Below are 25313 nucleotides of genomic sequence, written 5' to 3'. Positions count from 1 at the left end.
AGAAACTTTAAAAAAAATGAAAGAAATAAAAATATTTTGCCCAGCCACTATTGCGAATCTTTCGTGCGGTTTTGATGTACTCGGTCTTTGCTTAGCGACTGCTGGCGATGAAATGATTATTCGTAAATCAGATGTAAAAGGAGTGCGTATTACTAAGATATTTGGTGCCGATTTACCAATGGAAACTGAAAAAAATGTGGCCGGTGTTGCTGCTTTGGCGATGCTGGAAGAAGTAGAAACGGAATTTGGATTTGAAATCGAGATCTACAAACACATCAAGGCTGGAAGCGGAATTGGAAGCAGTGCTGCCAGTTCGGCGGGTGCTGTATTTGGAATTAATGAGTTACTCGGACGACCTTTTACCAGAAAAGAATTGGTGAAATTTGCCATGCAAGGCGAAAAATTAGCCAGCGGTAATGCCCATGCCGACAACGTAGCCCCTGCCCTTTTGGGAGGTTTCACTTTGGTAAGATGTTCGAATCCTTTGGATATCATCAAAATTGAAAGTCCATCTGAATTGTATGCTACTGTAGTTCATCCTCAAATTGAACTGAAAACATCGGATGCGCGTTCGGTATTGAAGCAAACCGTTTCTTTAAAAAGCGCCATTACCCAGTGGGGAAATGTGGGCGGATTGGTAGCCGGATTGTACACTCAGGATTATGATTTGATCGGACGTTCCTTACACGACGAAATAATAGAACCTGTTCGCAGCATGTTGATTCCCGGATTTGACTTAATCAAACAAACGGCCTACGAAAACGGAGCTTTAGGTTCGGGAATCTCTGGTTCAGGCCCTTCTATTTTTGCTTTAAGCAAAGGAAAGGAAAACGCCGACAAAATTGCCAAAGCCATGTGCGCCGTTTACGAAGAAATGAATTTGCCTTATGAAATTCACGTTTCCAAAGTTAATGACGAAGGAATATCAATAATATAAACACGAATTTCACGAATTAGCACGAATTTTTATCGAGTAAAATTTCACAAAACAGTAAAAACATAATTCGTGTAAATTAGTGCAATTCGTGTGAAAAATTTTAAAAATGAAATATTACAGTTTAAACCATAATGCACCCAACGTTTCTTTTCAAGAAGCGGTAATACAAGGATTAGCAACCGACAAAGGATTGTATTTTCCAGAAACAATTACACCTTTAGAGCCAACATTTTTTGATGCTATCGAAAGTTTATCTCATGAAGAAATCGCTTATGAAGCGATAAAACAATTTGTGGGTGACGAAATCCCAACCGAAACTTTAAAAGAAATCATAACCGAAACGCTTTGTTTTGAATTCCCATTGGTAGAAGTTGAAAACGGAATCTATTCCCTTGAATTATTTCATGGTCCAACCATGGCGTTCAAGGATGTTGGAGCGCGTTTTATGTCCCGTTGCCTCGCCTATTTCAACAAAGACAATGCCGAAAGCAAAAATACCGTTCTTGTAGCGACTTCTGGAGATACAGGAGGTGCTGTAGCCAGTGGCTTTCTTGGTGTAAAAGGTGTTGATGTTGTAATTCTTTACCCTTCCGGAAAAGTGAGTGACATTCAGGAAAAACAATTAACGACTTTGGGTCAAAATATAAAAGCGCTTGAAGTAGACGGTGTTTTTGACGATTGCCAAGACATGGTCAAAAAAGCGTTCTTGGACGAAAGCCTGAACCACATTCAATTAACGTCTGCCAATTCTATTAATATTGCGCGTTGGTTGCCACAAATGTTTTACTTTTTCTTTGCTTTCAAAGCGTTAAAAAGTCAAGGCAAACCATTAGTTTTCTCTTGTCCAAGCGGCAATTTCGGAAATATTTGCGCGGGTATCATTGCCAAGAAAATGGGATTGCCTATTGAGCATTTTGTAGCTTCTACCAATGTAAATGATACCGTTCCTAGATTCCTTGCTAACGGAATTTACGACCCAAAACCATCGATAGCTACGATATCGAATGCTATGGACGTTGGAAATCCAAGTAACTTCATTCGTATTCAAGAGATGTATCAAAATGATTTGGAGCAATTCAAAAAAGATTTTAGCTCTTATACGTTTACCGATGCAGAGACTTTAGTGGCTTTAAAAGCCATTTATAACGAAAGAGGTTATATCGCCGAACCACACGGAGCTGTAGGGTATTTGGGATTGAAAAAAGAATTGCAAAACTTACCCAACGCGATTGGTGTTTTCTTGGAAACCGCACACCCTATCAAGTTTTTGGATGTAGTAGAACCTGCTTTGGGCGTTACTATGCCTCTGCCGAAACAAATAGAAAGCGTAATGAATAAAGAAAAAGTAAGCGTTAAAATTTCGAGTTATGAGGAGTTGAAGGCTTTTTTGAATTCGAAGTAGTTATTTTTTAAATCCCATAAGTCATAAAAGACCATTTAAGTTTTGCTGTTGATTAGTGAAATTTGAGTGGTTTTTTTTTGAAAAAAAAATTAGCTAACAATTTCGCCTATTGCATATAAAGGAACATTGGTAAGCCAACTTTCTGTTCTAAATTTACTCATGGAAGTTCTTATCGCATTTTTATTTTCAAATTTTTCAACGAATGTTTTCAAGCTTTTAGACTTTAAATTTTCTTCCGCTTTTACTTCAACAGGAATAATTTCATTATCCTGTTGAAAAATAAAATCTAATTCAGCAGTTGCATTTGGAGCTGTCCAATAATAAATTTCAGTTTTAATTTTTAATTGCTGACATACAAATTGTTCCGTTAACGCACCTTTGTATTCTGTTAAAATGGAATTGCTTTCCAATATTATTTTTTGATCCAAATTACCTATGGCATTGAGCAATCCAATATCCAAAAAGTATAATTTAAATGAATCAAAGTCAGCATAAGCGTTTAACGGCATTGTTGGTTTTTCAATCCGATTTACTTTTAAAACCAAACCAGCATCAACTAGCCAGTTAATCGCCATTTCAAAATCTTTGGCTCTTGCCCCTTTTTTAATTTGACCATAAATAAACTTTCTGTTTTCTTTAGCTAATTGACTAATCAAGGAATTCCATACCATTTTTATTTTCGGAACAATTTCATTGGGAGCATATTTGGCAAAATCATTCTCATAACCAATACAAATTTTTTGTTGCAAAGCTCTTACCGATTCTAGACTTTTGTTTTCTAAATAATTAAATACAACTTCGGGCATTCCTCCAATAAAATAATACAATCGCAATTGCTCAATTAATTGTTCATGAAAAGAACTGATCAGTTCCCAATTTTTATATTTTATTTGTTCTAACAAACGCTGTTGCCCGCCATTATAGAGAAATTCCATAAAACTCATTGGATACAATTTCATAAAATCAACTTTTCCAACAGGAAAAGAATTATTCTTTTGCAATGAAACACCAAGCAATGACCCCGCAGCAATAATATAATACTGTGGTGCTTGTTCTTGGAAATATTTTAAAGCGGTCAATCCTTTTTCGACTTCCTGAATTTCATCAAAAATCAGTAAAGTAGTTTCTGCAATAATTTTTTGATTGGTTTCTATTTCAATCACTGCAATAATTCTTTCAATATTAAAATCGGCCGAAAATAAATTATTTAAACGGCTGCTGCTTTCAAAATTGAGATAAACAACTTGTTCAAATTCTTGATTTCCAAATTCCTTCATGAGCCAAGTTTTTCCAACTTGCCTTGCACCTTGAATGATTAATGGTTTTCTATTTTTAGTATTCTTCCAGATAATCATCTCCTGAATCAACAATCTTTTCATAAACAGCAAATTAAATTAACATCAAGGCAAAATTACACTTTTTCAAATGAATAAATGTAATTCAACACACTATTTCAAATGAATAAATGCAACACATCACACTTTTTAAAAGGAAAATATTAAAAAAGATTAAGAAAACACCTTTTAAATATGTAAAAATACTGTAAGGTATCCACCTTTTTAACCATTATTTCTTCCACAACATGAAGCTCTCGTAAGGGATTACCTCACATTGTAATCATTTTCTTTGGAGTTCAGTGAATTTCATTTGCGGCGAAATCTCCCAATTTATAAAAACAAGGCTTTTTAGCCATAGTTTTTATATCGGGAATAAAGCCAAAAGCCCAACCCAAAGCCAGCAGATAGATGAATCATAAACGAAATCTTCTGCTTTGGAGTTACGCCCAAATTCTAAAAATAACAGTATATTTTGGCTCGGGAACCAAAATAGCCAATAAAAACCCAGATATCCCAGTTAATAGATAAAACAAAACCTATTTTTGCAACGTGAAAAAATCAGTTTCAATTATAGGAGGAGGTCCTGCAGCACTTTTACTCGCCATATTTTTGGATAATCAGAAATTTAAAGTCACTATCTACGAGAAAAACAAAGCCTTGGGAAGGAAATTTATGGTGGCTGGAAAAGGGGGATTCAACCTGACCCACTCGGAACCCATTGATGAACTCATTGCGAGATATACCCCTTCTGATTTTTTAAAAGAAGCATTACTGTCTTTAGACAACCAGGATTTTCGGGAATGGATGGACACCATCGGGATTCCAACCTACATAGGCAGTAGCAAAAGGGTGTATCCTAAAAGTGGTATTAAACCCATTGCGGTGCTCAACGCAATACTAGCTGTTCTCGAAAAGCAAGGCGTTGACATACAATACCAACACATTTGGACTGGTTGGAACAGCAACCAAAATATTGTTTTTAATACCGACACAGAAATCAAATCTGATTATACCGTTTTTGCCTTGGGCGGAGGCAGCTGGAAGATAACAGGCTCTGATGGTTCCTGGCTTGATCTATTCAAAGCACAAGGAATTGACACCTCCCCTTTTCAGGCTTCAAATTGTGGGTACGGTGTGCACTGGCCTGAAGATTTTATTATGGAACATGAAGGCAGTCCGCTAAAAAATATAGCCATTAGCTGTTTGGATAAATGTCAAAAAGGCGAAGCGGTTATCACCCGTTTCGGCTTGGAAGGCAACGCGATTTATGCACTTAGTCCGCAAATTCGGAAGGAGTTGAAAAGCCACCAAAAGGCCACCCTCTTTTTGGATTTAAAGCCTACATTAAGTTGTGCTATTTTGGAGCAAAAAATTAAAAACTCAACTGCAAAAAAAACAAGCGATACACTAAGAAAAGAATTGAAATTGACCGAAGCACAGATTGGGCTTTTGAAAAAATACCTTTCAAAAGAAACGTATCTGAATCCGGAACTGCTTGCGCAAAATATTAAAAAACTTAAGATAGAAATCACTGATGCTGCACCACTAAACGATGCTATATCTACAGTTGGAGGTATTCCATTGAATGCCGTGGATACAAACTTCGAATTGAAAAAGCTAAAAAATCAATATTGCATTGGCGAAATGTTAGACTGGGATGCTCCCACGGGTGGTTATCTGCTCCAAGCTTGCTTTAGCATGGGTGTGCATCTTGCGCGTCACCTGAATGGGATTTCTTGATTTTTTTGGAGGTTAAATAGTTAAGCCACAAATTATCACGAATTAATTCTATCAAACTCTTTTATTTACCGCAAAGAGCGCAAGGATTTTAATCTCTATGTCTGTATTCCGTAAAGTTGGCAAAATTTTGCGATCCTTGCGCTTTTCAATTAAAAAAATCATTGCGTCCCTTGCGGTTAAAATTATTTTAGTAATAAATTACAAAACCAATTCCTCAAACAAACGTTGGATCGTTTTATCCAAATCGGTGCAGAAACCTGTATGCGGTCTTGAAGTTTGTATTGCTGAGCTTCGGATAGCGGTTAGCCAACGAAAACGGGACGGAATGTCAAACTCGCCAATTGGTCCACCAGCTTTGCCTCCATCTGCGATTGTTTGGAAAGAGGCTAAGTTTAATTCGAGTTGTTCCAAATCAAAATCTTCTGAAAATAATAACAATTTAGCTTCATTAACAGAATACAGCATTTTTATGAATTTGGCGCTTTTGCAAAACAGAATTACGCCTACATTCAGGAATTCTTCTCGTTCTACCCTTGGCACAACGCGAATAACGGCATATTCATATAAGTTTTTCTCTTGCATTTTGGGCTTCATTTATAAAAATTTCTGAATGATTTAATCGCGTCCATAAAAACTGAAAGTAAATGGCTCTGATTTCGTCTGGAGTTTGCTCGCTGTCTTCCCAATGGAGCCAGTCTTCGGGTACGTAATTAACAATATCCTGCAGTATTTCTTTGGTAAGTAACTTTCTGAAAGCTATATCTGTTGTTATCAATTCACTGGCTTGAGGCAATAAGACATGATCTTTTATAAGAGCAAAAGGACTTTTAGCATGTGTTTCCCAAGTATTCCAAGAATGATGAAAATATAGCGATGCACCATGATCAATAAGCCATAATTCTTTGTGCCAAATAAGCATATTGGTATTTCGGAACGTACGATCGACATTGGTAATAAAAGCATCAAGCCAAACAATTTGCGACGACAATTCTGGAGACAATTTGGTCACTACAGGGTCAAAAGTTATGGCTCCCGACAAAAAGTGCAATGCCAAATTGAGTCCTTGACTGCCTTGCAATAAATCCTGAATTTCCTCATCACCTTCAGTGCGACCAAAAGCTTCGTCGAGATTGGCAAATACCAATTCGGGCATTTTTAGATTCAAGACTCTGGCAATTTCTCCGCCAATCAGTTCGGCAATCAGGGCTTTTACACCATGGCCCGCACCTCTGAATTTCAAAACATATTTAAAATCATCATCCGCTTCGGCAAGTGCGGGCAACGAACCACCTTCCCGCAGTGGCGAAATGTAGCGCGTAACATTTACGGTTCTTAATTCAAGTGGTTTTTTCATGGTACAATTTTACGATCTACAAACTTACAAATAACTATTCTTTTTGAAGAGCCTAAGTTACTAAGATGCTATGAAATCGCCATTAACAACTAGTTTGTTGCAAACAAACAAAAACAAATAAAAGGAGATACCATATATGACCGTCGACAAATAAATTTTACATATATGAAACTAAGATTTGTATCGGATATTAAAACTACTTTTTGATTATGCCAGAGCCAACTGTTTCAATTATAGGAGAGCAATTTGAAAATTCAATATTAAAAAAATGTTCCTCGAATCGTTACCCACCGTTGAAACCGCGGGCTATAGCATAAATACTAACAAAACTGAATATTAGCCGCATTAATTTAAATGAATGTCCGTAATATCCTAGGGGAAAAATGGCACACAGATGACACGGATGGAACGGATTTTAAACAGATTAAAATAACAGGCTGAGTAGCCAAGTGAAAAAATGATTGTATAAAATTTCGCAAACCCTTAAATATTGAAACCTTAATTTTTTACGAACAATAAAACCTTAAACAATTAACCTTCATGCAATTAACCTTTAAACAATTAAACCTTTAAACAATTTAAACTCTTAAACAATCTTAAACGCTTAAACTCAAATACGCTTTTCCAATATGATCAATAATAGACGAAGCGATAAAGGATTGGTAACCCGTTTCGGGCAAAGAAATATCGGCGGTAAAACCATGGAGATACACACCCAGTATTGCCGCATCGACAGCTTTGTAGGATTGCGCCAGCAGACTCGTAATCATCCCCGTCAGGACATCTCCGCTTCCGGCAGTGGCTAGGGCGGCGTTTCCGGTAGTGTTTTCATAAATACTTTCGCCGTCAATAATATAGGTTGGTGCGCCTTTCATAACAATAACCACTTGGTTTACTAGCGAAAAAACAACCGCTTTACCCAACTTCTCTTCTTCGGTGTACCATTTCCCGATCAAACGTTCCAGTTCTTTAGGATGCGGTGTCAAAATTGTTCTTGGAGGAACTAGTGCTACCCAAGACGGATTATGAGCCAAAATATTCAGCGCATCGGCATCAATTACTAAGGGAAGACTGGTATTAGAAAGAAAATCATGGAATGCTTTTTGGGTTGCCATTTTCTGACCCATTCCAGGACCAATTCCTATAGCATCGGCCTCCAATTCAAAACTAATATCCGTCAAGTATTTTTCGTGTTCATCCGTCACAACCATCACTTCGGGAATGGCGATTTGCACAATTTCGTAACCACATTCTGGTACAAAAGTAAATACCAACCCGCAACCGGTTTTCAGTGCTGCTTTGCTAGAGAGACACATTGCACCAATCTTGCCGTAGCTCCCGCCAATGAGCAAAGCGTGTCCTTGAATGCCTTTGTGTGTGAATTTATCAATGGGTTTGTAGCGTTTCAGCGCTTCATTTCGGTCAATTGGAATTGGAGTATTCATGAGATTGGAATTTCCATTAAAAGTACGAAATTTTGAAGAGCAAAGAGCAAAGAGTAAAAAGCAAACAGCAAAGAGTAACGAGCAAAGAGCAAAGGGCAAAAAGTATTTGAAAAAAATAATAAAAAATAAAATTCTAAAATCTTAATTCTAAAATCTTAGTTCTAAAATTTTAATTCTAAAATCTTAAATCTTAATTCTTAAATCATTAGGGAGTGACCCCAGTAGAAAAAGAGGCTGAAGTTTCAGACCGCTTATGCAACCACTTTCTCTACTGCGGTCGGGCTATATGGGCTACTACGGTAGCTTCCGTCTATCCCTCACTCAACTTACTAACAAATTTTAAGGAAAACCAGAAGATTTAGTCAAACAATGATTTTTTTTCAATACATATTCTATAAAAACAGTTTAGATTTAAATGTAATATTTATCAGTTTTATCTGATTTAAAATATATGAAAATACTTTTTATCGATATATTTTGTATTTCATACTTATTTAAAATGAGTTTCGCGTCATAATTGAAAACAATGTGAAATCAATACTTAAAACCAACAAAATGAAAAAGGTACTAATTTTAGTTTTACTTACAATAGGTTTACAAGCCAATGCTGCACAAATAGTTACAACAAATGTCGACTTTCTGACTCAAGTAGAAAATCGTCTACTACCAAAAACGGTATTGTTAAAAAAACAAATGGCAAAATTGTCTCTACAAAGGAAACCATGTCTCTGGAAATAGTCCCTTGCAACCATAAAGTTCTTGTACAATTGAACAAGAAAACATACGACTTAGTACTTTACAAAACAGACGACGCAGGAACTATTAATGCTGCAACTCTTAACGGCTAACAAATTGTCAAAATAAACATCAATACAAAAACCAATGAAGTGAAAACTCTGATTGGGGATTTGGTATATACTACTTTTATAGATAGTAAAATTGTTTATAACAGACCAATTGCTGTGGAGGATTATTAAATCGTAGTTTGAAGACTTGGCTAGACGTGAAACCTACAAAACTTAAATCAAATTCGTCTTGTTTAAAAAATCAATTCCTAAACTTATAAAAACACAACACGGCTTAATCGTAACTTAATACTAGATTAACATTTCAGCCAGTAAATTCAAATATTTTTGCAAAAAACTTATAAAATCTAAAACATTAAATGAAAAAACTATTACCAATTGTTGCAATCCTATTAGTTTCTTTTTACGCAAATAGCCAAAACAAAAACTATGCAACTCTTAAAGTAAAAATCAACAATAAAGCTGTCGATTCATTAGTAATTGTATCATACAAAAATCCAAATTTCAAGAAAGTCATAAAAGTTGATCAAGAAGGTAATTTGAAAGACACTTTGAATGTAAAAAGCGACAAATATTACATAAGCAATCTTACGAGTCTTTTTCCAAATGGTATTTATCTTAACAATGGTTACGATTTAAAAACAACTGTTGATGCTCAACAAACTGGAAAACTTCCAGAATTTACTGGAAAAGGTGCTATTGAAAACGAATTTGTAAATACTTTTGCCAAAAACGAAGAGGAGTTCGATTACGAGTCCCTAATGCAATTGGACGAAATAGCATTCAACAAACAAATTGAAAAAATACGATTGAATTTATTTTCTTCTCTTGATAAGAAAAAATACGCATCCGATTTTGTAGTTTACCAAACTGCTTATTTGGACAATTTTATAGAAATGAAAACGCAAGCTTACAAGACCATTTCTGAAGCAAGACAATAAAAAAACATTCTTTAACTGCATAAAAAAACTGGCAAATCGCCAGTTTTTTTATGCAGTTAAAAGGACTTAAAAAATCATTCTTTTCCACCATCCAAAACATCTTGCCATTCTTTAAGTTCTTTCCATTTTCCTTGATAGGCTAAGGCAGCCTGTTTTGCCCAAGTTCCAGGATTATGAATTGCATAGCTCTCACCAGCAGCATCTAAAATGGATTGCATTTTTGAAGTTGAAGTTTCAGACAAAGCCAACCATGTTTTTATTCCTGCAGCATGGAAAAGCTCTTCAATTTTTGGTCCAATTCCCTCAACTACTTTCAAATCATCTTGCTTTATTTTTTTACCAAAAATAGAGGCATACAAATCAGCATCAAAAAGCATAACTGGAGCAGTTGCTGCTAATGATTGAGCCATTTTTAATTTTGAATTTGCCAATTCACTTTCCAAAGCAGTAATTTTTGCTGTTAAGCTTTTGGAGTTGGAACGACAAGCTTCCAATTCAGATTGAATAGCCAGTATTGCTGAATCATCTCCTCCCTTGGATAGCATTTTTCCAATTAAATAGCCTAAAACTCCACAGATTAAACCAACGATTGCTGGTATTAAGATACAAGGTATATTGCTCATAATTATATTTTTTTTAAATTTGTTTATTGAATTGTAATAACTGCACGTCTATTTTTTGCTCTTCCAACATCCGAGGTATTATCGGCTATGGGTTCATCAGGACCTTTAGATTCAGTGGTAATTTTATTTCCATCAATTCCTTTTTCCACTAGATAGCTTTTGGCAAATTCCGCACGATTTTTTCCTAAAATTATGTTTGATTCATAACTGCCAACATTATCAGAATAGCCTACAATCAAGAATGTTGCATCGGCGACATTTTTGGAATAATCAACTAAATCGGTTACTTTTTTAAGTTCCTCTGTAGTTAAATTTTCATTTGACTTAGCCGTTTCAAAATAAAGTGTTAGTGGATTCGCATTAAACTTTTCTTTTACGGAAATCCAATTTGTTTTTGAATTTACGCTTAGAGTATCAACACTATTCTTAATTTCACCTGATAGTGTGTCAACAGAGTTCGCACTTCCAATTGGAGTGGTTTCAGTTCCAATTTTCGAATTACTTTTGGAGTAACCTGCACAACAATTACAACAAAATTTCTGGTACAAAAACGTACCCAAAATAATGGTAATGGCTATGCCTAAAAGATAAATAATTTTTCTAGACATAATAATTGATTTAAGATTCCATCAAATTTAATAAAAAATCAATTACACAAAAATCTACAACACAGCCATTTACATTAATTCTATGTTGCCATTAGAAAAAAGTAACATTATATTAAACCCTCATAAAAAATCGAGTTTAAAAAACTGCTTGTGTTTTTTTAAAAATTTCTCTAGGTGGATTGAGTCGGTTTTCGCCAGCAAAATAAAATACAATTTGATTTGGATCAATATCTTTGAAACGGCTTCATACCAATAATCAGTGGCAAAAAAAAACATATTAGTCAGCGCGAAATGTACCATTGTAGATAGTTTAACTATTTCTGAGATCAATAAATAGTTTCAACTGAAATAATCTTCAAGTCTTAAAAAACTATATATCCAAAAACCGTCTGTGGTAATTAATCTGTCCCAAATGATACGCCAAATGCAAACTAAGATGAATTAAATATTGAAATGTAGTAGATTCTTCCTTACCTGGATCAACAGGATAGTCATCCAAAAGTTGTGATTCGGTCAAACCAGAAAGAGTCTTTTTCAAAATAATTTGAGTTTCCTCAATAGCCTCAATTAATTCGGCTCTAGGAACATTGGCATTCGAAAATTCTAGTGGCCGATCCCGAACATAATGAATATTCCCTAGTGTAAAGCCAATATACGTTTTAAGATTCCCAATCAAATGCAAACATAAATTCCCTCCTGAGTTTGAAATATTTCTGTCAACTTTCCAAAGGTTTTGTTCATTTTGATAAGCATTTATTTCAGCTTTTAATTTGTTTAGGTCTCTTTCTAATAAGTTTTGCAGGCTGTCTGTTAACATTGTCTTTGTTTTAAAGGTAGATTCAATTGATAAAAATAGTAAATTGTATGGTTCAAAATTTAGTATTTAAACAATAAGTACAATTTTATAATTACAAACAGAATTTGGGCGTAACCCCATTTAGCAAAGTGGCCCAATATTCATGCCGCTTATACGGCCACTTTCCCAAATGCGGTCGGGCTATTTGCGCTACTTCGGTAGCTAGCGCCTATCCCTTACGCGTTCAGATCCATAATCTTCCAATAAATCATTCAATAAATTACTTTTATATTAAAAATTTTACACTACACTTTTATATTTAAAACATATATTAGCAGTAGCTTAGCATGTTAAAAATTAATTATAAATGAAGAAAATCACTCACTGGTCAATGTTGATTGTATTGCTAAATTGTCATTTTACACATTCACAAAAAACAAATGACTATTCTAGTAAAATTGACTCTTTGATTCAGAATAAAACAACAAAACCATTTAACGGAATTATTCTAATTTCACAAAATGGTAAAATCAGATATTCCAAAATTGTTGGTTATTCAGACCTTGAAAAGAAAACCCCTTTACAAATCAACAACCAATTTGTAATAGGCTCCATAAGCAAACAAATTACTACAGTCTTGGTTTTGCAAGAATTTGAAAAAGGGCATTTAAAAATAAATGAACCCATACACACCTACTTACCCAAACTCACACAAAAATGGTCAGATACCGTTACAATTCATCATTTATTAACCCACATGCATGGTATTGTGGCACTGGACAAACCAACAGCGTTCAAAGTTGGATCGCAATTTAATTATTCCTATTCCAATACAGGTTACGAATTATTATCAAAAATCACAGAACGAACTTCGGGAAAATCCTTTGCTACACAATCAAAAGAATTGTTCCAAAAATGCGGCATGAAAAACACTTTTCATCCCGATAATGAAGGATACAAAAAGTTGGCAAAAGGATACTCCGAACAAGAAAATGGAGAATTGTTAATTGAATATAAAAGCTTCAGAAATTCGCCTGCAGCAGGTTCCTTTGTTTCTACAGCGCCCGATTTGTTACTATGGAATCAAAATCTACAAGGCGGCAAACTGCTCAAAAATTCGACTTTCAAAACAATGACCACACAACAAGAAGGAGCCATACGGCAACATCCACTTACTGGAATAACATACTATGGCTATGGTTGTACCGTAACTACAAAAGACAATTTGATCCAACTGGGACAAACTGGTTTTGCGCCCGGATTTGCTTCAATGAACTTTTATTTTCCAGCAACTAAAACAACTGTTGTCATTTTGGAAAATACAACCTATGACCTAACCGATTTAAAAAAAACGTTCTTTTATCATTCCGAAATTTTAAAAATAGTCAGGTCTGAAATTCTTTCAAAAAATAAATCCTGAAATTTTTATAACACTATTAAAACTGAAATCGTATGACAGCAACCGAAATTCTCAAAGAACTGGAAGAATATGGAGATCTTCAAACCAAAAAAACATTGCTAAAACACGGGGCACAAGAACCTTTTTTTGGAGTAAAAGTAGCCGACTTAAAAAAGATTCTAAAAAAAACAAAAAAGAACCACGAATTGTCATTAGAACTTTATAAAACTGGCAACTCAGATGCCATGTATTTGGCTGGATTAATGGCAGACGAAAAAAAGATAACCGAATCAGAACTTAATGAATGGGTCGAAAATGCTTATTGGTATTACTTAAATGAATTTGCCGTTCCTTGGGTAGCTGCCGAAACTTCTTTTGGTTTTCAACTTGGATTAAAGTGGATTCAATCCGATCAAGAAAAAATTACAGCAGCAGGCTGGGTTACTTTATCTTATTATGCCAGTTTGCATCCTGATACGGCATTAGACATTGAAAAATACAGTCAATTGTTGGACAAAGTAGCTTTAAAAATTCATCAATCTCCAAACCGAGTACGCCATACTATGAATGCATTTGTAATTGCTATTGGCATTTACATCAAAGAATTAACTGAAAAATCAATTCAGATAGCTCAAAAAATCGGAACGGTAAATGTCGATATGTTTGGTACCGCTTGCAAAGTTCCACAAGCAACTCATTATATTCAAAAAGCAATTGATAATGGAACTATTGGCAAAAAACGCAAAACAGCTAGATGTTAAACCTTAACTTACAAACATAAATGAAAGAAATTAAAAAGCTGTTGTATCTGTTTTTGCTTTGTTCAGTAAACCTTTATAGCCAAAACCCAAAATCGGTTGCCGTTTTAAAACCGGAATTCAATTCCATCTTGGAAAACCTAAAAGTAAAAGGTGCCATTTTAATTTATGATGTAAAAAACAACACTTACTATTCAAATGACTTTGCTTGGACAAAAAAAGGAATCATTCCAGCTTCCACTTTTAAAATCCCAAATTCGATTATTGCTTTGGAAACTGGAGTAATAGCAAACGATTCGGTTGTTTTTAAGTGGGAGGGAGAAAAACGCAAATTCAAGAAGTGGGAGCAAGATTTGACTTTCAAACAAGCCTTTCAAGTTTCCTGTGTGCCTTGTTACCAAGAAATAGCTCGAAAAATTGGCGTTAAGCGCATGAAAACCTACCTGAAAAAATTGAATTATTCCGGAATGGTTTTTGACACTTTAACCATAGACAATTTTTGGCTGACAGGGAAATCAAAAGTAACTCAAATGCAACAAATTGATTTTCTTAAAAGGCTTTATTTTTCGAAATTTCCCATTAGTAAAAACACTGTAAATGTACTGAAAAACATCATGTTAATAGAAAAATCAGAAAGTTATACTTTAAGTGGAAAAACAGGCTGGGGAATGCGAAGTGATTTGGATAATGGCTGGTTTGTAGGCTATTTGGAAACACAAAATACCGTTTACTTTTTTGCTACCAATGTAGAAATGAAAAATGCAACTATGGATGATTTTCCTGCTATTCGGATGAATGCAACCAAAGAAGCGTTTAGAGAATTGAAGTTGATTAATTAAAAATCGATCAAAATTTAAACTTAAGAATAAAGCCTACAAAAAATTAAAAAGGCTTTTACATTATTCCCTATTTCTTTAGATAATTACCTGTTTTACGAACTACATTTTAAAAAAAATCCTTTTGGGTTAGAAATCTTGGAATAATTATAAGAACTTTGCACGCTTTTTGAGAATACTCAAGCAAACTGCATTTTAGAAATAATAAATTGATCATCAACTGATGAATAAGAAGAAAGTAGAAATATTAGCGCCCGCAAAAGATTTAATTCATGGTATTGCCGCCATCAATAGTGGTGCAGATGCCGTTTATGTTGGTGCACCTCAATTTGGAGCTCGTTCCAATGCCACCAATTCGATTGAAGATGTTGCCGCTTTGGTGCAATATGCCCATTTGTACAATGTTCCCGTTTTTGTGGTTTTGAACACCATTCTTTACGATAATGAATTGGAAACCTGCCGTCAACTGATTTGGAAATTATATGACATTGGTGTCGATGCGTTGATTATTCAGGATATGGCCATTATGGAAATGGACTTGCCTCCTATCATTTTGCATGCCAGTACTCAAGCCAACAACAGAGATGCCGACAAAATGAAATTCTTGGCCGATGCTGGAATCAAACGTGTTGTTTTGGCTCGCGAATTAAACCTACACCAAATCAAAGAAATCAGTACTGCAACCGATGTAGAGCTAGAATTCTTTGTAACAGGTGCTTTGTGCGTTTCTTTCAGTGGAAACTGTTATATGAGTGTTGCCAATGGAGAACGTAGCGCCAACCGTGGTTCTTGTGCCCAAAACTGCCGTTTGCCCTACAACCTGATTGATGGTCATGGTGAAACTTTAATCAAAAGCACACACTTACTTTCTATAAAAGATTTTGATGTATCAAACGAAATTCCAAATTTAGTCGAAGCAGGTGTTTGTTCTTTTAAAATCGAAGGGCGTTTGAAAGATATTGTCTATGTAAAAAACAATGTTTCTTACCTCAGACAAAAACTGGATAGTTTCTTAGAAAATAATGACAAATACACTAAAGCTTCTTCTGGAAAATGTACTTTTACGTTTGACTCTGCTTTAAACCGTACCTTTAATCGTGGTTATACCGATTATTTTGTAAATGAACGACACGACACTATTGGTTCATGGGAAAGCCCAAAATCAAAAGGACAATACATTGGTAAATTAATCAAAACCATCGGAAATGCCTATGAAATTGAAAACGGAAACATTTTAAACAATGGAGACGGTTTGTGTTACATTAACGACAACAATGAAGCTGAAGGTATCTATGTCAATAAAGCAGAAAATGGTTTGGCTTATCCAAATGTGCTAAAAGAAATCAAAGACGGTACTTTCATATACCGTAACAATGATGCCGCTTTTATCAAAATCGTAGAACGTGAAGACAGTGCTGTTCGAAAAATCAGTACATCATTACTATTATTCGAAAATGAAACTGGTTTTGAATTACTAGCTACCGATGAAGATGGGAATATGAGTACAGTTCAATTGGTTCATCCGAAAGAGCCAACCAAAAACAATCAATCTATCGAAGAAAACATTAAAGCTCAATTGGCTAAAACAGGTTTTACTCCTTATACAGCCGATGAAATTTCAGTTCAGTTTTCAGACAATTGGTTTTTACCCATTTCAAAAATCAATGAAATGCGTAGAACGGTTTACGAACAATTATCGGAAACTCGTTTGAAAAATTACAAACGCGAAGAACGTAAAATCGAAAAAACGTCTCATCCTTATCCCGAAGAAAAATTGGATTTCATGTATAATGTTTCCAACAAATTGGCTCGTAAGTTTTATGAGCGCCATGGTGTAACCGAAATCGAAAAAGCATTTGAATTGCAATGGGATCCTGGAAAATCGCGGGTAATGACCACTAAATATTGCATTAAATACGAATTGGCTAAATGTCCAAAATACCACAAAGACACGATGGAAACCAAGCTAAAAGAGCCTTTGGTTTTGAAACAAGGAGAATTGGAATACAAACTAAAATTCAATTGCAAACCTTGCGAAATGGAAATTTGGGAAAAAGATGCCGAATTTGAAATTGAAGAAGATTAAATAAAAAAACAGATTGCACAGATTTGCGCAACTCATCATTGTTTCTATATCATCAGAAACCGCAAAGTAAATTTCTTTTATTTTGTGGTTTTTTTATATTAGTATCGGTTACTATTACGAAAAAGTTGGCCACAGTTTAAAAAGATTTACACAGATTTCATTAATAATGCGCATAAATTCAGTAAAAAATCCGCGTAATCAGTGAGAAAAAATATATTTTACACTTTTCCGAAAGTCCCGTTTTTTCAAGTTTCACTTTACGGCGCATCTCCATGAAAATAACGAAACCTGAAATCAGTGATGTATTATTTAAAATCCTAAATTTGTAACAAACCAATAAAACCAATCATGAAAAATCTATTTACCCCCCTATTCATTATAGCATTTGTATTGATTTCTTGCAAAAATGAAACTGAAAACCAACCTCCTAAAGCAGTTGTTCCTTTTTATCAAGTTGCCAATCAGCAACAAAATCAAACGCTAAAAGCCCCACAAGCAAACCAAAGTCAAAGTCTATACCCAGCAACACCACCTCAAAATACAACAACTCAGACACAAACCGTAGCTACTCCAGTAGCAGTTGCAAAAGGAATGAATCCTGCTCATGGACAACCAGGACACCGTTGCGATATTCCTGTTGGAGCACCGTTAAATACTCCTGTGACAACAGCAAAAACTGCAACAACTCAAGTTACTTCTAAACCAACTGTAACAGTACTTCCTTCTACAACCTCAACAATTTCAACTCCTCCTACTCCAAAAGGAATGAATCCTCCACACGGACAAACTGGCCATCGATGTGACATACCTGTAGGATCGCCATTAAATTCTCCTGTAGCCGCCAATAAACCAGCAATACAACAAGCAGCTCCAAATTACATTTTAAACCCACCTAAAACAAACGAAACTGCGACTCCTACCACAACAACTAGTGATCAATAAGCATACAATTTAAAAAAGTTAGACAACTAAAAATCAATTTTATACATCCTTTTTTCATAACTTTATAAAAACATAAAAATCAGATTCAACTTACACCATTTGTGATTGAACTATTTAAGAAATGTGTTTGGTATTATTTAATCTTTGTCAAAATTTAAAATTTTGATAAAGATGTTTTAATAAAAAACTGGTATTAATTTTTAAAATTGAGATAAAATGAAAAAAGTATTGTTCTTAACAGGTGATTTTACCGAAGACTATGAAACTATGGTTCCTTTTCAGATGCTGGAAATGGTGGGTTATACTGTTCATGCCGTTTGTCCTAACAAAAAAAAGGGAGACACTATAAAAACCGCCATACACGATTTTGAAGGTGATCAATCCTATACCGAAAAACCAGGTCATAATTTTGCTCTGAATTATAGTTTTGAGGATGTCAAGGTGAATGATTATGACGGATTAGTAATTGCAGGAGGAAGAGCGCCAGAGTATTTGAGATTGAACGAAAAAGTGCTTGATATAACCAAACATTTTTTCACCACCAATAAACCCGTTGCAGCCATTTGTCACGGTATTCAGATTCTGACTGCAGCTGGCGTTGTCAAAGGACGAAAATTAACTGCTTATCCTGCTGTGGGTCCTGAAGTAACATTGGCTGGCGGAGAGTTTCAATCCATTCCAGTAGATGGGGCTTTTGTAGATGGAAACTTAGTCACCTCACCTGCTTGGCCCGCTCATCCGAGTTTTATAAGAGAATTTCTCAAAATTATGGGAGCCAAAATTGAAATTTAAAGAATTAATAAAGAAACGCATGAGTCTTTTTACCGCAGACTCGCAGATTTTGATAAATTTTTTATTATAAATTATATGAGTATCCGTGAAAAATACCAAAACGGAAAAGTTGGCCATAGATTAAAAAGATTTATACAAATTTCTTTAATAATGCGTAAAAAATCTGTGTAATCAGTGGCTGAAAAATATATTTAGTTCACTTTGCGGACAGTCATAATAAATTAAACCCTTTCATAAGAATTAGGCTAATTGGGTTTTCAAAAATCATATTTTTTTTAAAGAGAAATCTGCGAATCTGCGATTTTTTAAATTCATTAGTTTGCACAAACAAGAACTACAACCAAAGCTAATTTTGTTGTAGTTTTTTTTACCTTTGAAAATCATTCCCTTTTAATACAAATACAAGATTACAATTAATTTTATGATTACAATTGCAACACTAGAAGATGTATTTTCTTTAGAAAAATTAATCAATTCTGCCTACCGTGGAGAAACTTCAAAACAAGGTTGGACCACAGAAGCAAACCTTTTATCTGGAAAAAGAATTACTTTAGATGAATTATCAGAAGTTATTCAAAACAAAAGCAATACCATTTTAAAATACACAAAAAACAATCAAATCATTGGATCTGTTTTACTGGTAAATAAAGAATCCAAACTGTATTTGGGAATGCTAACCGTTTCACCAGAATTACAAAATAGCGGTATTGGAAAAATATTACTAAAAGAAGCCGAAGTTCATGCTTTGACTTTAGGTTTGCCTAAAATTGTAATGACCGTGATCTCTATCAGGAAAGAATTAATTGAATGGTACAAACGTCATGGCTATGAGGACACGGGAGCAAGAGAGCCATTTCCGCTTAATGATACTGATGCAATTATTTCCAAAGAACCATTGGAATTTATAGTTTTAGAAAAAACACTTTAGTTCTTTTATATCTATTGATTATTATTTTATAAATTAGTAAAAAAAAAATAATTATGAAAACATTAGATCAATGGTTTGAAGAATATGCTGTAAGCCACCAAAACCCAAAAAACAAAGCTATTCACTATATTTGTGTTCCTGCCATTTTCTTTTCAGTATTGGGTTTATTGATGAGTATTCCGAGTGGATTTTTGAATTCAATTTTTCATTTAAACCAACCTATTATTGAAAACTGGGGATTTGTAGCTTTACTATTTGTTTCTATATTTTACATCAGATTGTCTGTTGAAATGGCAATTAAGATTATCATTTTCTCATTTATTTGTTTGATTCTAAATTATTATATAGGACAGTTTGTGCCACTTTGGGCTTTCTCAATCGGAGTTTTCGTTATCGCTTGGATTGGTCAATTTTATGGTCATAACATAGAAGGTAAAAAACCATCATTCTTGAAAGACCTTCAATTTTTGATGATTGGTCCAGCTTGGGTGGTCCAAAATTTATTTTCTAAAAAATAATTGATTTACAAATTTCATAAAAAAAACTTTTAAAAGTCCTTTAACAACTCCTTGTTTTAGGACTTTTTTTTACAATTTAAATTTAAAATTTTTTAAGAGTATCAAAACAAAATTATGATGTAACTCATATAATTTCAACTTATTAAAAACATAAAAACTTTAAGAAACCCTATTAACAGTAAATAATTTATTACTTTTACTAGTTGTGTTTTTAAAATAAAAAATCAATTTTACGCCTTTCGCAAGGAATTACGGAATTATTTATTTCTTTTATAGTATAGCTTTAATCAAAACCAAATCAATGGACTTAACAAATAAACCAAAGCCAGGCGTTTATATTCAAGAATTAAATGCTTTCCCAAATTCAGTTGTAGCAGTTGCAACGGCTGTACCAGCATTTATTGGTTATACACCGCAAGCAGTATACGAAGGAAAATCATATACAAATGTGCCCGTAAAAATCACCTCATTCCTTGATTTTCAAGACATATTTTGCATACCCGATTCTCCGCTTCTTGCAAATCCTACTAAACAATACTGCCCAGAATATTACTTAATTGAACAAAAAAACGAACCAGAAAAGGGAGATTTCATGTTGATTGATGAAACTTATTATTCTATAGTCCCAGACCCCAATACAATTTATTATATGTACAATAGCGTAAAGCTTTTTTATGAAAATGGCGGTGGTGAAGCGTATATTGTATCAGTTGGTACTTACGGACCTTCGTCTAAGAAGCCGAAGGAAATTGACACCCAAATAGTAAATCCAAATGTGCAACTAAATGACTTATTAGCTGGTATTGCTTTATTACAAAATGAACCAGAGCCTACATTATACATTTGTCCAGAAGCTACTTTATTAAGTGTAGACAACAATGCAACACTTATGCAAGAAATGCTCCAACAATGTGCAACAATACAAACCGCTATGTGCATTTTTGATATTATTGGAAGTAATGACCCTGACCCTATTTTATATACTGAAGATATTTCAAATTTTAGAAATAATACGGGATCACTTGGTCTGAACTACGGAATGGCATATTATCCTTTTATTGGAACTGACATCATGGATAATGAGGATATCGATTATACCAACTTATTCGGTGGTGATCTAAAACAATTGGCCCCCATAATCAATCCTGCAAGTACGCCCAACGTTAGTGTAGCATCAATAATTGCAAATATTCAAAATCCAGAAAGTACATTAAATTCAACTCAGAACAATAATGCGCTTTTGAATGCTAGTTTAGAGTATACGTACATCACAAAAGAAGTGCTTCGAATTGCAAGCATCCTTCCTTCAAGTGGTGCAATAGCTGGTGTAATTACTATGGTCGATAATCAAGTAGGTCCTTGGGAAGCTCCAGCAAACAAATCAATTGTTGGCGCCATTTCATTGCCCATTAAAATTTCCGAAAGTCAACAAGCCAATTTAAACGCAGATGCTGTTTCGGGAAAATCAATTAATGCAATACGACTTTTCAACGAACTTGGCATTCTAATTTGGGGAGCAAGAACTTTGGATGGAAATAGTCAAGACTGGAGATATATTCCTGTACGAAGAACAATGATTTTTATAGAACAATCTTGCAAACTAGCCGCTCAATCTTATGTATTTCAACCCAACGACAAGAATACTTGGGAAGCTGTAAAATCAATGATAGCAACCTTTTTGACAGAGGTCTGGAAACAAGGTGGTTTGCAAGGAGCTAGTGCATCAGACGCCTTTTCTGTTGATTGCGGTTTGGGAGTAACAATGACTGCAGACGATATTTTGAATGGTTATATGACTATCAGTATAAAAGTTGCAGTTGCGCACCCAGCTGAGTTTATTGTTATTACTTTACAACAACAAATGGAAACTGTTTGATAATCAATCTTTTTAAATTTATAAAAACCTTTTATGAATACTAACAAAAACAACATTGAAGATCCATCATGGCCTATGCCAAAATTTAGATTTGAAGTAGACTTAGGTACAGAACTTACAAAAGTAGCCTTCCAGGAAGTGTCTGGAATGGATGTAGAAACTCAAATAATAGAATATAGAAGTACGAATAGCCCTTTGTTTTCTACAGTAAAAATGCCTGGCATTACCAAATACGGGAATGTTACTATGAAGCGAGGCATCTTTGTGAATGACAATACTTTTTGGGATTGGTATCAGCAAGTAGTGATGAATACAATCAAAAGAATAACCGTTGTTATTAAATTATTGGACGAAAATGGAAATGTAACTATGCAATGGACATTAAACAACGCATGGCCCACAAAAATCACCAGTACCGATCTAAAATCAGATGGAAATGAGGTAGCTGTTGATACCATAGAAATTGCTTACGAACAATTAATTATTACAAATGGATAATTATTTTCCGATAGGATTTTATTTTAAACTTACTTTTAAAGGTCAAGATATTGCTTTCCAAGAAGTTTCGGGTATTTCAAAAGAATTAAGTATTGAAGAAGTTGCTAGCGGAGGAGTAAATCGGTTTAAGTACCGTTTGCCAAATGTTTCTAGTAGCCAAAACTTAGTGCTCAAGAGAGCCATTGCACCTGTTGATTCCTTATTAATAAATTGGTGTGCTAGCTGTATTGATCAAGGACTATCGAATCCAATTCAACCCTACAATGTAACATTAAGTTTAGTCGATGCAAACGACCAAACAATTATGCTATGGACTTTTCATAACGCTTATCCTGTAAGATTTACTATTTCTGACTTGAAAACACAGGAAAGTGCCATTATTATCGAATCATTAGAACTGGCCTATTCCTATTTTTAAATTTCTCCAATTACAACTATTAATCTTTTTACCTAAACCAATGAGTACAACAAGCGAAATATCTAGTGGTGGAACTGCCTCCTTTTCTATAAAAATTAATGGGAATGCAATACCGGATACACTGTCAGTGTTTTCTGTTCATATTGAAAAAAAAGTAAACCGAATCCCAAATGCCAAAATAGTAGTTCTGGATGGCGAAGCAAATACGGGGACGTTTGACGCTAGTTCATCTTCTATATTTCTACCTGGAGCCATAATTAGTATTGAAGCAGGATATGATTCAAAAAATGAGTTGATTTTTAAAGGAATAATTACAAGTCAATCCCTTCGTATCGATAATATAATTGGTTCAGCTCTAGAAGTTGAATGCCGAGATCCAGCAGTTAAAATGATTGTGGGTCGAAAAAGCATTACCTACAACAATAAAAAAGACAGTGATATTATTTTGTCTATTATTGGAGGGTATTCCGATTTGTCTGCTGATGTAACTACTACAAATACAATTTGGCCCGAACAGGTTCAATATTACACAACCGACTGGGATTATATTTTGGCTCTGGCCGAAGCAAATGGATTAATCGTCAAAGCATTGAATGGAAAAATTTCTGTAAATAGTCCTGACAGCAATACATCATCAGTTCTTACAGTTACTTATGGAGACAATTTAATGGAATTTAATGCCAAATTAAATTCCATCACTCAACTTGGAAATGTAACTTCTAATTCATGGGATTTCAAAAATCAAACACTACTAAATGGTCAAGCTACTCCAAATGATTCAGGAGCCGGCAACTTAACCACAAAAAAGCTATCCGAAGTAGTTGGTCTTTCTGCCTTTCAATTGCAAACATCGGCACCATTAGAAACTGCCGATTTAAACAATTGGTCTAAAGCACAAATTGTAAAAAGTGAGTGTTCTAAAATAATAGGCGAAGCCCAATTTCAAGGTACGAGTTTAATTGACCCAGGAAAATACATGACTTTTGCTGGGCTTGGAGACCGTTTTAATGGGGATTACCTCATCTCCGGTGTTGTTCATGAACTATCTCAAGGAAACTGGATATCCGTAGTGAGTCTTGGTCTTTCTCCAAATTGGTTTACAGAAGAACCCGATGTAATGGCGCCACCAGCATCTGGACTTTTGCCTGGAGCTCGAGGCCTTTTGAACGGAACAGTCAAACAACTATTTGGTGACCCCGATTCTCAATATAGAATACTCGTAGATGTCCCTTTATTTGATACAAACGGCTCGGGTATTTGGGCAAGACTTTCCAATTTTTATTCTACTAGTGGTGCGGGGGCCTTTTTTTTGCCCGAAGTAGGTGACGAAGTCATACTAGGTTTTTTAAACGAAGACCCCCGTTTTCCTGTAATTTTGGGAAGCTTGTACAGTTATTCGAAAATTAAACCTTTTAGTGGATTGGAACCCAACGAAAGAAACTCAATGAAAGCCATCGTTTCAAAATCTGGAATTTCAATTGAATTTGATGATGAAAATAAAATCTGGACAGTAGCCACACCCAATAAGAACACAATCATCATTAGCGATAAAGACAAACAAGTTACAATAAAAGATGAAAACCAAAACAGCGTTGTAATGTCCAGTAGCGGCATTGATATGTCGAGTCCAAAAAGCATAAATATTTTTGCCCAAGAAAAAGTAACCATCAAAGGAACTCAAGGAATTGAAATTGAGTCCAATGGCGGTGATATTCAAACAAAAGGGTTGAATATAAAAGAATTTGCAGCAATGCAATACGTCGCTAAAGGCGGACAAACTGCACAAGTATCCGGAGGAATAGAATTAACGCTGAAAGGCGCAATGGTAATGATAAACTAGACGATATGCCAGCAGCAGCAAGACTTACAGATTTTCACGAATGTCCAATGGTAACACCAGGCTTACCTCCTATTCCACATGTTGGCGGTCCAATAGTTGGTCCGGGCGAACCAACCGTATTAATAGCAGGATTGCCTGCCGCAAGAGTTGGTGACATGCTGGTTTGTGTTGGCCCACCCGATTCGATTGTAAAAGGATCGTCTACAGTACTAATTGGCGGAATGCCAGCAGCAAGAATGGGTGATCAAACAGCACACGGCGGGACAATTATTCTTGGAGCACTAACCGTAATGATTGGTGGATAGAAAATTGAATACACAATTGCATCATAAAAGTAACTTTGTTATTTGGAATAATAAATCTAAGTTTCATTCTTAATAGAAAAACAATCCTATCATAGTATAAAAACTGTAAATTTATAATGAAAAAATAC

At 34.8% G+C, this 25313-nt stretch carries 25 protein-coding genes; 18 read left to right on the top strand and 7 right to left on the bottom strand.

Going from position 1 to position 25313, the window contains the following annotated elements:
• Window positions 1–16 precede the first annotated feature (16 nt).
• Together AC8GF4_RS16520 and thrC are read left to right on the top strand one after the other, a co-directional pair.
• Window positions 17–937: a homoserine kinase gene (locus AC8GF4_RS16520; RefSeq protein WP_506596222.1), complete on the top strand. Its 921-nt coding sequence runs from the start codon at window positions 17–19 to the stop codon at window positions 935–937.
• A 106-nt stretch (window positions 938–1043) separates the two neighbouring features.
• Complete coding sequence (thrC, locus tag AC8GF4_RS16515; RefSeq protein WP_506596220.1) at window positions 1044–2339, top strand: threonine synthase; 1296 nt, start codon at window positions 1044–1046, stop codon at window positions 2337–2339.
• Between the two features lie 89 nt (window positions 2340–2428).
• Here the strand turns inward: thrC and AC8GF4_RS16510 are convergent, their stop codons facing one another.
• On the bottom strand, window positions 2429–3718 hold the full coding sequence (locus AC8GF4_RS16510) for an ATP-binding protein (protein ID WP_506596219.1): 1290 nt from the start codon (window positions 3716–3718) through the stop codon (window positions 2429–2431).
• Between the two features lie 507 nt (window positions 3719–4225).
• On the opposite strand from AC8GF4_RS16510, the gene AC8GF4_RS16505 reads away from it, so the two are divergent.
• A complete protein-coding gene (locus tag AC8GF4_RS16505; protein WP_506596217.1) occupies window positions 4226–5416 on the top strand; it encodes a BaiN/RdsA family NAD(P)/FAD-dependent oxidoreductase in 1191 nt (396 codons plus the stop codon).
• A 198-nt stretch (window positions 5417–5614) separates the two neighbouring features.
• Here AC8GF4_RS16505 and AC8GF4_RS16500 read toward each other — a convergent pair whose 3' ends face one another.
• The 3 genes from AC8GF4_RS16500 to AC8GF4_RS16490 all read right to left on the bottom strand — a co-directional run bounded on the left by AC8GF4_RS16500 (window position 5615) and on the right by AC8GF4_RS16490 (window position 8215).
• Entirely contained in the window at window positions 5615–5998 is a 384-nt protein-coding gene (locus AC8GF4_RS16500) for a DUF3037 domain-containing protein (protein ID WP_506596215.1), read from the bottom strand.
• On the bottom strand, window positions 5976–6770 hold the full coding sequence (locus tag AC8GF4_RS16495; protein WP_506596213.1) for a HipA family kinase: 795 nt from the start codon (window positions 6768–6770) through the stop codon (window positions 5976–5978). The genes AC8GF4_RS16500 and AC8GF4_RS16495 overlap by 23 nt, the downstream gene beginning before the upstream one ends.
• 596 nt (window positions 6771–7366) lie before the next feature.
• Window positions 7367–8215 carry an NAD(P)H-hydrate dehydratase gene (locus AC8GF4_RS16490; protein ID WP_506596212.1) on the bottom strand — a complete coding sequence of 283 codons (849 nt, stop codon included), beginning with the start codon at window positions 8213–8215 and terminating at the stop codon, window positions 7367–7369.
• 722 nt (window positions 8216–8937) lie between these two features.
• On the opposite strand from AC8GF4_RS16490, the gene AC8GF4_RS16485 reads away from it, so the two are divergent.
• Both AC8GF4_RS16485 and AC8GF4_RS16480 read left to right on the top strand, forming a co-directional pair.
• Window positions 8938–9063: a hypothetical protein gene (locus AC8GF4_RS16485; protein ID WP_506596210.1), complete on the top strand. Its 126-nt coding sequence runs from the start codon at window positions 8938–8940 to the stop codon at window positions 9061–9063.
• A gap of 317 nt (window positions 9064–9380) precedes the next feature.
• Complete coding sequence (locus AC8GF4_RS16480; protein ID WP_506596208.1) at window positions 9381–9962, top strand: hypothetical protein; 582 nt, start codon at window positions 9381–9383, stop codon at window positions 9960–9962.
• A gap of 74 nt (window positions 9963–10036) precedes the next feature.
• On the opposite strand, the gene AC8GF4_RS16475 is transcribed toward AC8GF4_RS16480, so the two are convergent.
• The 3 genes from AC8GF4_RS16475 to AC8GF4_RS16465 form a co-directional block, all read right to left on the bottom strand.
• Window positions 10037–10585: a helix-hairpin-helix domain-containing protein gene (locus tag AC8GF4_RS16475; protein ID WP_506596206.1), complete on the bottom strand. Its 549-nt coding sequence runs from the start codon at window positions 10583–10585 to the stop codon at window positions 10037–10039.
• Window positions 10586–10608: 23 nt separating this feature from the next.
• On the bottom strand, window positions 10609–11193 hold the full coding sequence (locus AC8GF4_RS16470) for an OmpA family protein (protein WP_506596205.1): 585 nt from the start codon (window positions 11191–11193) through the stop codon (window positions 10609–10611).
• A gap of 370 nt (window positions 11194–11563) precedes the next feature.
• A complete protein-coding gene (locus AC8GF4_RS16465; RefSeq protein ID WP_506596204.1) occupies window positions 11564–12010 on the bottom strand; it encodes a DUF1572 family protein in 447 nt (148 codons plus the stop codon).
• A 346-nt stretch (window positions 12011–12356) separates the two neighbouring features.
• Here AC8GF4_RS16465 and AC8GF4_RS16460 point away from each other — a divergent pair, with 346 nt between their 5' ends.
• From AC8GF4_RS16460 to AC8GF4_RS16400, 13 genes are all read left to right on the top strand, one after another.
• Window positions 12357–13409 carry a serine hydrolase domain-containing protein gene (locus tag AC8GF4_RS16460; RefSeq protein ID WP_506596202.1) on the top strand — a complete coding sequence of 351 codons (1053 nt, stop codon included), beginning with the start codon at window positions 12357–12359 and terminating at the stop codon, window positions 13407–13409.
• A 32-nt stretch (window positions 13410–13441) separates the two neighbouring features.
• Window positions 13442–14149 carry a DNA alkylation repair protein gene (locus AC8GF4_RS16455; protein ID WP_506596201.1) on the top strand — a complete coding sequence of 236 codons (708 nt, stop codon included), beginning with the start codon at window positions 13442–13444 and terminating at the stop codon, window positions 14147–14149.
• Window positions 14150–14169: 20 nt separating this feature from the next.
• Window positions 14170–14985, top strand: a complete 816-nt coding sequence (blaOXA, locus tag AC8GF4_RS16450; protein ID WP_506596199.1) for a class D beta-lactamase — start codon at window positions 14170–14172, stop codon at window positions 14983–14985.
• Window positions 14986–15205: 220 nt separating this feature from the next.
• Window positions 15206–17068: a peptidase U32 family protein gene (locus AC8GF4_RS16445; protein ID WP_506596197.1), complete on the top strand. Its 1863-nt coding sequence runs from the start codon at window positions 15206–15208 to the stop codon at window positions 17066–17068.
• A gap of 348 nt (window positions 17069–17416) precedes the next feature.
• Window positions 17417–18010, top strand: a complete 594-nt coding sequence (locus tag AC8GF4_RS16440; protein ID WP_506596195.1) for a hypothetical protein — start codon at window positions 17417–17419, stop codon at window positions 18008–18010.
• A gap of 216 nt (window positions 18011–18226) precedes the next feature.
• Window positions 18227–18802, top strand: coding sequence for a DJ-1/PfpI family protein (locus AC8GF4_RS16435; RefSeq protein ID WP_506596194.1), 576 nt, complete (start codon window positions 18227–18229; stop codon window positions 18800–18802).
• 421 nt (window positions 18803–19223) lie between these two features.
• Window positions 19224–19730 (top strand): GNAT family N-acetyltransferase, encoded by a 507-nt coding sequence (locus AC8GF4_RS16430; protein ID WP_506596192.1) that lies wholly within the window; start codon window positions 19224–19226, stop codon window positions 19728–19730.
• Window positions 19731–19783: 53 nt separating this feature from the next.
• Complete coding sequence (locus AC8GF4_RS16425) at window positions 19784–20248, top strand: Mpo1 family 2-hydroxy fatty acid dioxygenase (protein WP_506596190.1); 465 nt, start codon at window positions 19784–19786, stop codon at window positions 20246–20248.
• A 301-nt stretch (window positions 20249–20549) separates the two neighbouring features.
• Complete coding sequence (locus AC8GF4_RS16420) at window positions 20550–22124, top strand: contractile injection system sheath protein (RefSeq protein WP_506596188.1); 1575 nt, start codon at window positions 20550–20552, stop codon at window positions 22122–22124.
• Between the two features lie 33 nt (window positions 22125–22157).
• Complete coding sequence (locus AC8GF4_RS16415; protein ID WP_506596186.1) at window positions 22158–22622, top strand: phage tail protein; 465 nt, start codon at window positions 22158–22160, stop codon at window positions 22620–22622.
• Window positions 22615–23040, top strand: coding sequence for a phage tail protein (locus AC8GF4_RS16410; RefSeq protein ID WP_506596185.1), 426 nt, complete (start codon window positions 22615–22617; stop codon window positions 23038–23040). The genes AC8GF4_RS16415 and AC8GF4_RS16410 overlap by 8 nt, the downstream gene beginning before the upstream one ends.
• 40 nt (window positions 23041–23080) lie before the next feature.
• Window positions 23081–24880, top strand: coding sequence for a type VI secretion system tip protein VgrG (vgrG, locus tag AC8GF4_RS16405; RefSeq protein WP_506596182.1), 1800 nt, complete (start codon window positions 23081–23083; stop codon window positions 24878–24880).
• Between the two features lie 5 nt (window positions 24881–24885).
• The gene (locus tag AC8GF4_RS16400; RefSeq protein WP_506596180.1) at window positions 24886–25185 is read left to right on the top strand and encodes a PAAR domain-containing contractile injection system baseplate protein; all 300 of its coding nucleotides are present in this window, start codon (window positions 24886–24888) and stop codon (window positions 25183–25185) included.
• Window positions 25186–25313: the final 128 nt, after the last annotated feature.

It is taken from the genome of Flavobacterium rarum (SeqCode), from assembly GCF_965234445.1.
Taxonomy (GTDB): domain Bacteria; phylum Bacteroidota; class Bacteroidia; order Flavobacteriales; family Flavobacteriaceae; genus Flavobacterium; species Flavobacterium rarum.
This window is presented reverse-complemented; position numbering and strand designations above follow the sequence as displayed.